This window comes from Chitinophaga caseinilytica (assembly GCF_038396765.1).
Classification (GTDB): Bacteria; Bacteroidota; Bacteroidia; order Chitinophagales; family Chitinophagaceae; genus Chitinophaga; species Chitinophaga caseinilytica.
This window is the reverse complement of record NZ_CP150096.1, coordinates 6,380,806-6,392,874: the sequence shown is the minus strand read 5'-3', so window position 1 is coordinate 6,392,874 and position 12,069 is coordinate 6,380,806. Positions and strand designations below refer to the sequence as shown.

Here is a 12,069-nt window from a genome sequence, read left to right as displayed (position 1 = left end):
GGTCTTGGAAACTGGTAGACGTACACGTTTACCCAACCGCCTTGGTGAGGAATTAAAAATGAATGGAAATTAAAAATTGTGTGAAGAAAGGTCAGCAGGGCGGGCGGAAGATGGCGCCTGCGGCGGGAGAGGGATAGCGTTCGTCCACCCATCCCGTAAAGGGTTTCGCCACTGCGCCGGAAACGGCGGGGCGGGAGCTTTCGGTCTGCAGCGCAACGTCTGCGAACTTCAGCGTAACGGGGGCAGAAAGCATCTGCCGCTCTTCCGGCAAGGCGTTCCCGAAAGCGGCGGCCATGATCTTCGCGCAACCGCAATCCTCCGCGAAAGCGCGGTGGTCGATCACGTAGGCTTTCACCATACACTGCATGTACCCGGTAATCCGGGTCCCGAAGTGAACGCTGGTGAGCGCCAGAAGACATATGGCCAGAAAGGAACGCAAAGCAACCTAAATATAGTAAAAAAATCGGGAATATGAAAATACGTTTTTCCCGATCGCGCAACTCAATTTCCCGATACGATCACCCCAGCCGCTTGCGCTGTTGCATTTTTGCAGAACATTTTTGCTCCATATGAGAAAGTTAGTAGGGAAAGTTCATCTTTGGCTGGGTCTGGCGTCTGGGTTGATAGTGTTCATTATCAGCATCACCGGCTGCCTGCTGGCTTTTGAGTGGGAGTTGCGCAGCCTGTTCGGCAAACAATGGTTCCACCTGGAGCCGGGCGCCAAAACTGCGCAGGCGGCCCCGCTTCCCCCGTCTGCCCTCCGTGCCATCGCTGAAAAAGAACTGGGCAAAACGGCGCAGGGCGTTATCTATGGCGGCAAAAATTATTCTTCCGTGATGCAGTTCTACGGCCGGGGAGAAAATGCTTACTACAAGCAGGTTTTCGTTAATCCGTACAATGGAAAGGTGTTGAAGGTGTGGGATGCGAAATCGGATTTTTTCCGCGTGGTGCTGGAAGGGCACTTCAGCCTGTGGCTGCCCCGCAAGATCGGCCAACCCATCGTCGCGTATGCCACGCTCGTTTTCTTCGTGCTCCTGGTGTCGGGGCTCGTGCTCTGGTGGCCGCGCAACAAAGCCGCCCGCAAGCAGCGCTTCTCCGTGAAGTGGGACGCGAAGTGGAAACGCAAGAACTACGATCTGCATAACGTGCTGGGATTTTATGTGATGAGCATCGCCCTCATCCTCGTGATCACCGGGCTGGTGTGGGGATTCAAGTGGTGGAGCAACGGACTGTATTACGTGACCACCGGCGGCAAATCGCTCTCCCAGGCAGTGATCCCCATTTCAGACACTACCCGCCTTACGCCCGGCCATTCCGTGGCGCAGAATACCGATATCGTTTGGGCAAGGGTATGGAAATCCAAGCCCGCGGAATCGGGCATGTCGATGTACTTCGGGGCAGACAAAGATCCGAAAGCCGCCATCAGCGCAACCATCAACCACCGTCCCGGAACTTATTACAAAACAGACAACTATCTCTTCGACCAATACACGCTGCAACCCCTCAAAGCCACGGGCCCTTACGCCGGCAAATATGCAGAAGCGGCCATGGGCGATAAATTCCGCCGCATGAACTACGATCTGCACGTGGGCGCCGTTTGGGGCCTGCCGGGCAAACTGCTGATGTTCTTCGCCAGCCTTATCTGCGCCAGCCTTCCCATCACCGGGCTCTGCGTTTGGCTCGGCCGGAAAAAGAAAGCGAAGAAGGCAAAGAAAGCCGAACCGAGGCGGGCGCCCGTTCAGCCGCAACCCGTATTATCTTAAATTCCTGCGCGCTGGTGCCGATAAAAGCAGTAAGTTTAGCGAATGAAAACATCTGCTGCCTACTGGCGGGAAACACTCCAACTGACACAACATATCGAAGGCGGCTCTTTCCGTGAAACTTACCGCGCACCGATGGCCATTCAGCCAGACGGGTTCGCCGGACCGAGGAACGTTTCCACGGCTATCTATTTTCTGCTGGAAGACGGCGACTTCTCCGCTTTCCATCGCATCGCATCAGACGAAATGTGGCATTTTTACGATGGCACACCGCTCCATATTTACGAAATCCGGCCCGACGGCACGCTGAAAGTTCACCTGCTGGGCCGTAACATCCGCAAGGGAGAACAGTTGCAGGTATTGATTCCCGCAGGCAGCTGGTTCGCTTCCAGCGTCGAGGAATCGGGTGGATATTGCCTGGCCGGATGCACCGTGGCGCCGGGGTTCGATTTCGCCGACTTCGAACTGGCCACCCGCGCTACGCTGGGCGCAAGATTCCCGCAACACGCACAACTCATCGCTTTACTTACCCGATCATAAATATTTACCCGGGATTTTTTCATGGACGGGAATGCAATTTTCTTGTCCGGATTTTCTATTTTTCAGGTTTAATCAATTGATATGAGCAGAAGAAATTTTCTCCGTCAAACCGCCATACTTTCCTCCGCCGCGCTCCTCCGCCCGGCGCTCTCCTGGGCTTCGGCCGATCCGTTTCCCGTGGTGCGCGTGCCCGAAGCGCAGCGTAAGTTCCGCAGCAAAGCCGTAGAAGATGCCATCGCCGCCGTGCAGAAAGGTGTGAAAGACCCTGAAATGGCCTGGCTGTTCAACAACTGCTTCCCCAATACGCTCGACACCACCGTCGAATACACCTCCGAAAACGGAAGGCCCGATACTTACGTGATCACCGGAGATATCGACGCCATGTGGCTGAGAGACAGTACAGCGCAGGTTTCGCCGTACCTCCAGCTGGTAGCGAAGGACAAGGACCTCCAGCATCTCATCGCCGGGGTGATCAATCACCAGGTGAAATGCATCCATAAAGACCCCTACGCCAACGCGTTCTATAAAGACGAGAACAAACGCGGCGAATGGGCGTCAGACATCACCGACATGAAGCCCGGTATCCACGAGCGCAAATGGGAGATCGATTCGCTCTGTTATCCCATCCGCCTCGCTTACCTCTACTGGAAGAAAACCGGCGACACCTCGCCGTTCGATACCGCCTGGAAGGAATCCATCGCCCTCACCCTGAAAACATTCCGCGAGCAACAACGGAAAAACGGCCCCGGCCCTTACACTTTCCAGCGAACTACCTCCTGGGCCACGGATGGCGTTCCCCTCGCCGGATACGGCTACCCGGTGAAGCCTGTAGGCCTCATCTGCAGCACGTTCCGTCCGAGCGATGATGCCACCATCTTCCCGTTCCTCATTCCTTCCAACTTCTTCGCCGTCGTGAGCCTTCGCCAGGCGGCGGAAATCCTCACGGCGCAAAAGCTCGACGCTTCCCTGGCCGCGGAATGCCGCGCATTGGCCACCGAAGTGGAAAACGCGCTGAAGAAATACGCAGTAACCACGCATCCGCAATTCGGAAAAGTATATGCGTTCGAGGTGAACGGTTTCGGGAGCTTCAACCTCATGGACGATGCGAACGTGCCCAGCCTCCTGTCGCTGCCGTACCTCGGCGCCGTGAGCCCGAACGATCCCATCTATGCGAACACGCGTAAAATGATCCTTTCTTCCGAAAACCCTTTCCATTTTTCAGGGAAGGCGGGGAAAGGGATCGGCAGCCCGCATACGGGAATGGACCGCATCTGGCCCATCAGCCTGGTGATGCAGGGGCTCACGAGCAAAAGCGAAACGGAAATCCGCGAATGCCTGCGCATCCTCAAAAGTTGCCACGCCGGCAAAGGTTTCATGCACGAATCTTTCCATAAAGACGATCCCGCACAGTTCACCCGTTCCTGGTTCGCTTGGGCCAACACGATCTTCGGCGAGTTCATCTGGAAAGTATTCAACGAACGGCCGCATTTACTGCAATAATTACTTTACATTTAATTATTCACGCACCCGACCCCCGTTTATGGAGCGAAAGCCAGAAGGAAACGCATATTTTATTACACGATGGCAATCCCAGATCAAAAAGGGATTGTTCGAATATATCATTATGCTGCTGTTGCAGAAAAAGGAACGGTACGGGTATGAACTGATCAGCGAAATCAAGAAGCTGGCAGACATGGATATCGCCGAAGGTACCATCTATCCGCTGCTGAGCCGGCTCAAGAAAGAAAAACTCGTGGAATCGAGGTGGGTGGAAATGGACGAAGGCGTTCCGCGAAAATATTACCAGCTGACCGACCTCGGCAACGAATACCTGGAAACGATGTATCAGTATCTCGGCGAACTGATGCAGGCCATTACCGACCTGAAGCATGTTTAAATTAATTCCCGGCAGATGAACGGCGACAAGAAATATATCCTCTCTCTCGATCTCGGCTCCAGTGCTGCGGGCGCCGTGCTTTTTTCCCGCGAGGGACAGGTGGTGAGGCAATTGCAGAAAGAATACGAAAAATATTATCCGCAACCGGGCTGGATCGAAGTGGACCCGAACGAGATCTGGTATACGATGCTGTCGGTAATGGAAGAACTGATCGCTTCGGCGGGCATCCGTGCAGACGAGATCGCCGGGATCGGCATCGCCAACCAGCGGGAAACCACCGTGATCTGGGATAGGGAGAAAGGGGAGCCTGTGTATAACGCCATCGCCTGGCAAGACCGGCGCACGTCCAAACTGGTAGACGAATTCCGTTACCAGGGTTTTTCCGGGCTGGTGCAGCGCAAAACAGGACTGATCCTCGATGCTTATTTCTCCGCCAGTAAAATCTCCTGGATCATCGATCACATCCCCGACGCGCGGCTCCGGGCCGAACAGGGGAAACTCGCCTTCGGGACGATCGACGCCTGGCTGATCTGGAAACTGACCGGCGGAAAGGCGCACGTCACGGATTTGACGAACGCGTCGCGCACGATGCTCTTCAACATTCATACACTGGAATGGGACGAAGAGCTGTTGCGCCTGTTCAATATCCCCCATCAATTATTACCTGCGATCTGCTCCAACAGCGAGATCATCGGCTATACCCAACCCGGCCTCCTCGACGCCGCGATCCCCATCGCTGGCGTGGCGGGCGATCAGCAGGCCGCCCTTTTCGGGCAAATGTGCCTGGAGCCCGGCATGGTAAAAAATACTTACGGGAGCGGGTGTTTCGCACTGATGAACACCGGCTCGAAACCAGTTACCTCCGATAACCACCTGCTCACCACTATCGCCTGGAAAATCGGGGACGAAACGACTTACGCCCTCGAAGGCAGCGTGTTCGGCGGCAGCTCAGTTTTCCGCTGGATCAGGGATGGACTGGGGCTGATCGAATCCACCGCGGAGATCGAGGCGCTGGCGCAAACGGAGCCGGACAATGGCGGGGTGATGTTCGTTCCCGCCCTGTCGGGATTGGGTACCCCGCACTGGGACCCTTACGCCCGCGGCATGATCATCGGCATCACGCGCGGCACGTCCTCCGGCCACATCGCCCGCGCCGCACTCGAAGGCGTAGCCCTCGGCATCGCCGATGCGCTCGACGCGATGGAGAAAGACAGCGGTCGCGCTATTCGCGAACTGCGGGTAGACGGTACATCTGCCACTTACGATTTCTTCATGCAAATGCAGACCGATATCCTGCAATGCCCCGTTATGCGCCCGGCCGTTATGCCGGCCAGCGCCACCGGCGCCGCGTATCTCGCAGGTCTGGCCACCGGCTTCTGGACCTTGCAGGAAATCCGCGAGCGATATACGATCCAGCGCGTTTTCGGGCCTGAAGAACAGCCTGGCCCCGCCCTGCGCGAACGCTGGCAGAAAGCCGTGGCCCGCGTCAAAAACTGGGACTTCTAGATTTCAGGTAACCGGTGCCCGGCACCCATCTTAATATTCATTTCACGACATTCGAAAAGGAGGCATTCCCGGGTAAACTTCCCCGGGAATGCCTTTTTGTAGCCCCAACTGTTCGAAAGACAATGCGGGGGAACCCTGGGCACACAATCCCCGGAATGCCTTTTGTTGCCTCAGCTATCCGGAAGACAATGCGGGGGAGACCGCGGGCATATTTCCCGGGGAATGTCATTTCTTACCCCAACTGCCCGGAAGATAATGCGGGGGAGACCTCAGGCATATTTCCCGGGGAATGTCATTTCTTACCCCAATTGCCCGGAAAGCAATGCAGGGGTAACATAATAAAGGGAACAAATCCCCCCTGTCCGCGTTAATATTATAAACCCCTGACATGCAATGACAAGACAAAATTTACCGGCAGTATTCCAGATTTCCCGGAAATAGCAGGCAAAAACGATTAATTTTGCCAGTATCGGAATACGATGTATATTGTATAATAATGCCTTGAATCCAACAGCGAAAATGAACCGTTTAGAACAACTGCAGCAACTCGGGGAAACCAGCGAATGGGATGTAATCGTGATCGGCGGGGGCGCCACCGGCCTGGGCGCCGCAGTGGAATCCGTGACCCGCGGCTACAAAACCCTCCTCCTGGAACAATCCGATTTTGCAAAATCCACGTCCAGCAAAGCAACGAAACTCCTTCACGGCGGCGTCCGCTATCTCGCACAGGGCGATGTTGCCCTCGTCCGCGAAGCCAGCATCGAAAGAGGGCTCCTCCTGAAAAACGCCCAGCACCTGTCCCGGAACCTGTCGTTCGTCATCCCCGCCTACAGCTGGTGGGAAGGCATTTTTTACACCATCGGCCTGAAAATGTACGATTGGATGGCCGGGCGCCTCAGCCTCGGCAGCTCCAAACACATCTCCCGGAAAAAAACACTCAACTTATTGCCCGGCCTCAAGGAAGACCACCTCACCGCCGGTATCCTGTATCACGACGGTCAATTCGACGATGCCCGCCTGGCCGTAAACCTCATGCAGACGATCTACGATAAAGGCGGTGTAGCACTTAACTATGTGAAAGTCATAGGGTTGGATAAAGATGCCGCCGGCCAGTTGAACGCCGTCAGGGCCACCGACACCGAATCCGGCCGTCAGTTCACTTTCCGCACAAAAGGTATCATTAATTGCACCGGCGTGTTCGTCGACGATATCCTCGAAATGGACGACCCCACCGTCAAACGCAAGATCGTAGCCAGCCAGGGTGTTCACCTCGTGCTCGACCGCTCGTTCCTGCCGGGAGACAATGCGCTCATGATCCCCAAAACCTCCGACGGACGCGTGCTTTTCGCCGTTCCCTGGCATAATAAAATTGTAGTCGGCACTACCGACAACCCCGTCAACGAAATCAGCCTCGACCCCGTGGCCATGGAAAAGGAAATCCAGTTCATCCTGGAAACTGCGGGTCAGTACCTCGATAAAACGCCGCAACGGTCAGACGTAAAAAGCGTATGGGCGGGCCTCCGGCCGCTGGCCAAACCCGAAAAGAGCGAGAAAACGAAGGAAATCTCCCGCAATCATAAAATCATGGTAACGCCTTCCGGGCTCGTAACGATCCTGGGCGGTAAATGGACGACCTACCGGAAAATGGGGGAAGACGTGGTAGACCGGCTGGAAAAGGTGAAGGGATGGGCCGCCACGGAATCCGTAACCCGGAGCCTCGCCGTCCACGGCGCTTCCATCAAACTCGACGAAAGCGATCCTTTATATTTCTACGGTGCAGACGCGCAAACCGTGAAAAGCCTCAATGGTGGCGGAAAATTGCTCAGCGAATCGCTGGGGATCAACAGTAACCAGGTAATTTGGGGCATCCGTTCCGAAATGGCGCAGACGGTGGAAGACATCCTCGCCCGCCGCACCCGCGCCCTGTTCCTCGACGCTGAAGAAGCGGTGCGCATCGCGCCGGAAGTGGCCAGGATCATGGCTGCGGAAACCGGCAAAAATGGGGAATGGGAAACCCAGCAGGTACGCGAATTCCAGGAACTGGCAAAAACGTACCGGCTGAGTTAATGTAAAAGGATTACATCCATTTAACTTTTTCTTCAAGAGGCTTCACGCGCCGCCCGGTGCGTGGAGCCTCTTCGGTATAACCGAGGTAGAGGAACCCCATCACCTTGTCTTCGTCGCGCAGCCCGAGATAATCCTGCATGGCAGGGGAGTAGGTCATACCGCCCGAGCCCCAGTACACCGCAATGTTCTTAGCAGTGGCCGCGAGCCAGAGGTTTTCGACCGCGCAGGCCGTTGCCGCCACTTCCTCGATCTCGGGGATCTTGGGGTTGGCGCCGCGGCGCATCACCACGGCAATCACATGCGAGGCCAGGTCGCCCTGGGCCTTCAGTTTCTCGTAATTCCCCAGGATGAATTGTGCGGAAGGCGTGAACTGTTTGTACAGCTCCGCGTGGTCGGTACAGAACTGCTGTACCTTTTCACCGCCGTATACCATAAAGTACCAGGGCTCGGTGAGGCCATGGGTGGGCGCCCAGTCGGCCAGTTGCAGCAGTTCGCGGATGGTTTCGTCGTCGATCTTCTTTCCGTTCATGGCCGTCGGTTTCACCGTGCGGCGGTAAAGGATGATGTCCTGTATATTATTCGTCATGCGTTGGTTTTACTGAGTTGTGCTTTCAATTCTTCGGGAAGGCGCGCCACTTTCCGGGCGGTATAGTCGAAGCAGACCATCCCGGTTTTGGCTTCGGCGAGAATGGTGAGTTGTCCGCTGCGGAAGGTGCTGATGCGGTAATACAGTTCGAAGCCCACGGAGCTGAACGCTTCGGCCGTCACTTCTACTGTCAGTTGATCGCCGTAAAATCCCTCACCTTTATATACGACGGCCAGGTCGGCCATGATGAGCGCGGTGCCGAGCGCTTTCAGTTCCGTTGCCCCGAAAGAAGCGAGGTAGCGGACGCGCGCTTCCTGGAGGATAGACACGATGGCGTCATTGCCGAGATGCCCGCCATAGTTGATGTCTGTGATGCGGACTGGCAGCTGGGTGATGAACCGGTAGCTTTCCGGCATGTCTATTTTAACTCTTGCCATGGCGTTCCTGTAAAAAAGCGATCAGCTTTTTGAAGGCCTTCGCGCGGTGACTGTACTGGTTTTTCTCGCTCATATCCATTTCGGCGAAAGAGCGGTCGCCGCCGGCCGGCTTGAAGATGGGATCGTACCCGAACCCTTTCCCGCCCGACCTTTCGGTGAGGATTTCGCCTTCGGCCACGCCTTCGAACTGGTGCTCCACGCCATCGAGGAACACGCTGATGACGGTGCGGAACCGGGCGGTACGGCTGTTGCTGCCTTCCAGGAGACGGAGTACTTTTTCGATATTATCGTCTGCGCTCTTGGCTTCGCCGGCATACCGGGCGGAAAGTACGCCGGGCTCGCCGTTAAGGGCGTCTATTTCGAGGCCGGTGTCTTCCGAAAAGGAATCCTTGCCGGTCATATTATAAATGGTGAGCGATTTCTCGCGGGCGTTCTCTTCCAGCGTCGGGTGCGGCTCGGGGATATCGATGTCGATCCCCGCTTCGCGGAGGGTAACGATGGAGAACTGATCGCCCAGCATGGAGCGGATCTCTTTTACCTTATTGTCGTTGTTCGTCGCAAAAACCAGTTCCATAAGATTGTTTATATACCGAATAATTGTTTAAGTCCCATCCAGAGGCGGCCTTTCAGTGCCTTGTCGGTTGCAATGAGTTGCAGATCGTCCGAATACAGGACGGGGATGCCGGTGAAGGAGCCGGTCTGGTAGGGTTGTGCGGGTGGAAGGCCCAGTTTGGCGGGGTCGATGGCGAAATAGATGACCTGGCGCGCGGGGATCTGCTGGAGGTAATCCTGCAACCGGAGGCCGGAGTAATTTGCTGCATTGACCAATGCAACATCCTGCATGCCCAGTTTGCATGCATTTAATATATTGGCGAGGAGATTAAACGTTTCTTCGCTTAAATACGCTTCGCTTTCGTTTTGTATCAGCAGCAGGATGTTTTTTTGATTTTCGCCTAAATATTTGATTTCAGGCAACACTTTCGCCTCGGCGGGAACAACAATGATTTCCTCCGGAATGATAGGCTGGTGGTACATTTGCGCCAACAGAAAAGGGTCCAGCTGTAATCGCTCAAGGCTCATAAATATTGAATTAATACTTAATGTGATAATCCCATGTGTGGGAAAAAACGTTTATTTGCGGATCGTTCGGTGGAACGGGATCATGCAAATGAGCGTGTAAAAATATTGAGATAAAATTGATTAACCATGATGGCAGTAGAATATCCCACCGCTAAATCTACCGTGATGGAAGAAGCGAAGCAGAGGATTAAGGTGACAAAAACCTCGCAGAGCAGGCTCCCCGAGGTAGATTTCGATCACCTGGTATTTGGGAAGAAATATGCAGACCATATGCTGGTGGCGGATTTCGACGGAAAAGAATGGAAAAACGCGGAAATCGTCCCCTTCCAGCCCTTCTCCGTAAGCCCTTCCAACGCCGCCTGGCATTACGGGCAGGCGATTTTTGAAGGGATCAAGGCGTATAACGATCAACAGGGCAATCCCATGATCTTCCGTCCGTACGACAACTACGCACGTTTCAACAAAAGCGCCGAAAGGATGGGCATGCCCGATGTGCCGGAATGGCTGTTTATCGGCGGCATGGCCATGCTAATCGACCTTGACCGTGGCTGGGTGCCTTCCAACGAAGGCTGTTCCCTGTACCTGCGGCCGTTTATGATCGCGATGGACGAGTTCATCGGCGTTCGTCCTTCGGATACATACCGGTTTGCGGTGATTAACAGTCCCTCGGGCCCTTACTTCAACAAGCCCATTCACCTGCTGGTGCAGGACAAATACATCCGCGCATTCCCCGGAGGCGTGGGCTACGCGAAGGCGGCGGGCAACTACGGCGGTGCGATGTACCCGACCATGCAGGCGCGGAAGGACGGTTACGACCAGATTTTGTGGGTAGATGGCGCGGAGCATAAGTGGCTGCAGGAATGCGGTACCATGAACGTGTTCGTGATCATCGGCAACCGTGCCATTACGCCCGATCTCACGAACGGGACGATCCTGGCGGGGGTGACCCGTACCAGTGTGATGGACGTGCTGACCGATATGGGGCTGGAAGTGGAGGAGCGCCCTGTTTCCATCGAGGAAGTGGTGGCGGCCCACCAGAACGGTACCCTGCGCGAAGTGTTCGGTACGGGCACGGCGGCCAGTGTGGCGTATGTAGAGCAGCTGGATTATAAGGACCACAAGATCAGCCTGGATACCACTAAATATGAAGTGGGGCCGGAAGTTATTGAGCGTTTGGACGCGATCCGGACGGGCAAAGTGGCGGATACGCGCGGTTGGAATTTTATAATTGACTGATAATCAGTAGATGTTCATATAGGAAGCCGGGTTGTGGAAGCGCAACCCGGTTTTTTTATTTTGGGGATATCATGTATATAAAGGAGTGGGCGGGGTGCTTGCAGGGCACAGGGAATCGTCGTATCTTTGCGGCCTTATGACGCTTTCGGTATTCAAAACGACTTTGCAGCACGACGTGCCGCCGGCGGGGTTAACGCCCGCTTTGCTGGCGATGTGGTGGGATGGCAGGGGGAATTGGGACCGGAGCCACGATATCGCGCAGGAGGACCATTCGGGCGCGGGGTCGTGGGTGCATGCGTACCTTCACCGGAAGGAGGGAGACGCGGGCAATGCGGCGTATTGGTATGCCCGGGCGGGGAAGCCTGTGTTCCGGGGTACATTGGAGGAGGAGTGGGATCATCTTTCGGGGGCTTTATTGATGGAAAATACCCGTTAATTGGCCTTTTTCGGAAAAAACTTCCTTGTAATTTTGTAATGTAATAGGGAAGTGATACCTTTGCCCTCCCAAATTCCCTTTATCGGGAACATCGGGTTTCATTGTAAAACGTAGTAAAATATAAAATAGGTAAGAATGCCTACTATACAACAATTAGTAAGAAAAGGAAGAGAAATTATCCGGGCCAAATCCAAGTCCAGAGCGTTGGATGCTTGCCCGCAGCGTCGTGGCGTATGTACCCGTGTGTACACTACCACTCCGAAGAAACCGAACTCCGCACTGCGTAAGGTTGCGAAAGTGAAGCTTACCAACAAGGTGGAAGTGATCGCTTACATTCCGGGTGAAGGCCATAACCTGCAGGAGCACTCTATCGTACTGATCCGTGGTGGCAGGGTGAAAGACCTTCCGGGTGTTCGTTACCACATCGTTCGCGGTAGCCTCGATACTGCCGGTGTGAAAGACAGGAAGCAAAGCCGTTCCAAGTATGGTACTAAAAAGGAAAAGGCTAAAAAATAATTTGTAAT

Annotated in this window: 14 protein-coding genes; 9 read left to right on the top strand and 5 right to left on the bottom strand. The window is 54.9% G+C overall.

What is annotated here, in order from left to right; all coding sequences use genetic code 11:
* Positions 1 to 91 precede the first annotated feature (91 nt).
* The gene (locus tag WJU22_RS26640; protein WP_341841167.1) at positions 92 to 439 is read right to left on the bottom strand and encodes a hypothetical protein; all 348 of its coding nucleotides are present in this window, start codon (positions 437 to 439) and stop codon (positions 92 to 94) included.
* Positions 440 to 569: 130 nt separating this feature from the next.
* Between WJU22_RS26640 and WJU22_RS26635 the strand changes: the two genes are divergently transcribed.
* The 6 genes from WJU22_RS26635 (at position 570) to WJU22_RS26610 (ending at position 7,770) form a co-directional block, all read left to right on the top strand.
* Positions 570 to 1,763: a PepSY-associated TM helix domain-containing protein gene (locus WJU22_RS26635; RefSeq protein WP_341841166.1), complete on the top strand. Its 1,194-nt coding sequence runs from the start codon at positions 570 to 572 to the stop codon at positions 1,761 to 1,763.
* Between the two features lie 42 nt (positions 1,764 to 1,805).
* Positions 1,806 to 2,300, top strand: a complete 495-nt coding sequence (locus WJU22_RS26630) for a cupin domain-containing protein (protein ID WP_341841165.1) — start codon at positions 1,806 to 1,808, stop codon at positions 2,298 to 2,300.
* An 81-nt stretch (positions 2,301 to 2,381) separates the two neighbouring features.
* Positions 2,382 to 3,800 (top strand): glycoside hydrolase family 125 protein, encoded by a 1,419-nt coding sequence (locus WJU22_RS26625; protein WP_341841164.1) that lies wholly within the window; start codon positions 2,382 to 2,384, stop codon positions 3,798 to 3,800.
* A 124-nt stretch (positions 3,801 to 3,924) separates the two neighbouring features.
* Positions 3,925 to 4,197, top strand: coding sequence for a PadR family transcriptional regulator (locus WJU22_RS26620; RefSeq protein WP_341841163.1), 273 nt, complete (start codon positions 3,925 to 3,927; stop codon positions 4,195 to 4,197).
* Between the two features lie 15 nt (positions 4,198 to 4,212).
* Entirely contained in the window at positions 4,213 to 5,703 is a 1,491-nt protein-coding gene (glpK, locus tag WJU22_RS26615; protein WP_341841162.1) for a glycerol kinase GlpK, read from the top strand.
* A 519-nt stretch (positions 5,704 to 6,222) separates the two neighbouring features.
* Positions 6,223 to 7,770, top strand: coding sequence for a glycerol-3-phosphate dehydrogenase/oxidase (locus tag WJU22_RS26610; protein ID WP_341841161.1), 1,548 nt, complete (start codon positions 6,223 to 6,225; stop codon positions 7,768 to 7,770).
* Positions 7,771 to 7,780: 10 nt separating this feature from the next.
* On the opposite strand, the gene WJU22_RS26605 is transcribed toward WJU22_RS26610, so the two are convergent.
* The 4 genes from WJU22_RS26605 to WJU22_RS26590 are packed head-to-tail and all read right to left on the bottom strand — an operon-like array spanning position 7,781 to position 9,873.
* Positions 7,781 to 8,356 carry a nitroreductase gene (locus WJU22_RS26605; protein ID WP_341841160.1) on the bottom strand — a complete coding sequence of 192 codons (576 nt, stop codon included), beginning with the start codon at positions 8,354 to 8,356 and terminating at the stop codon, positions 7,781 to 7,783.
* Entirely contained in the window at positions 8,353 to 8,793 is a 441-nt protein-coding gene (locus WJU22_RS26600) for a thioesterase family protein (protein ID WP_341841159.1), read from the bottom strand. Before WJU22_RS26600 ends, WJU22_RS26605 begins: the two co-directional genes overlap by 4 nt.
* Positions 8,780 to 9,367, bottom strand: a complete 588-nt coding sequence (gene rdgB / locus WJU22_RS26595; protein WP_341841158.1) for an RdgB/HAM1 family non-canonical purine NTP pyrophosphatase — start codon at positions 9,365 to 9,367, stop codon at positions 8,780 to 8,782. Before rdgB ends, WJU22_RS26600 begins: the two co-directional genes overlap by 14 nt.
* Before the next feature lie 8 nt (positions 9,368 to 9,375).
* On the bottom strand, positions 9,376 to 9,873 hold the full coding sequence (locus WJU22_RS26590; RefSeq protein WP_341841157.1) for a hypothetical protein: 498 nt from the start codon (positions 9,871 to 9,873) through the stop codon (positions 9,376 to 9,378).
* Between the two features lie 126 nt (positions 9,874 to 9,999).
* Between WJU22_RS26590 and WJU22_RS26585 the strand changes: the two genes are divergently transcribed.
* The 3 genes from WJU22_RS26585 (at position 10,000) to rpsL (ending at position 12,061) form a co-directional block, all read left to right on the top strand.
* Entirely contained in the window at positions 10,000 to 11,109 is a 1,110-nt protein-coding gene (locus WJU22_RS26585; protein ID WP_341841156.1) for a branched-chain amino acid aminotransferase, read from the top strand.
* A 136-nt stretch (positions 11,110 to 11,245) separates the two neighbouring features.
* On the top strand, positions 11,246 to 11,545 hold the full coding sequence (locus WJU22_RS26580; RefSeq protein WP_341841155.1) for a hypothetical protein: 300 nt from the start codon (positions 11,246 to 11,248) through the stop codon (positions 11,543 to 11,545).
* 135 nt (positions 11,546 to 11,680) lie between these two features.
* On the top strand, positions 11,681 to 12,061 hold the full coding sequence (rpsL, locus tag WJU22_RS26575; protein ID WP_109698242.1) for a 30S ribosomal protein S12: 381 nt from the start codon (positions 11,681 to 11,683) through the stop codon (positions 12,059 to 12,061).
* The last annotated feature ends 8 nt before the right edge of the window (positions 12,062 to 12,069 follow it).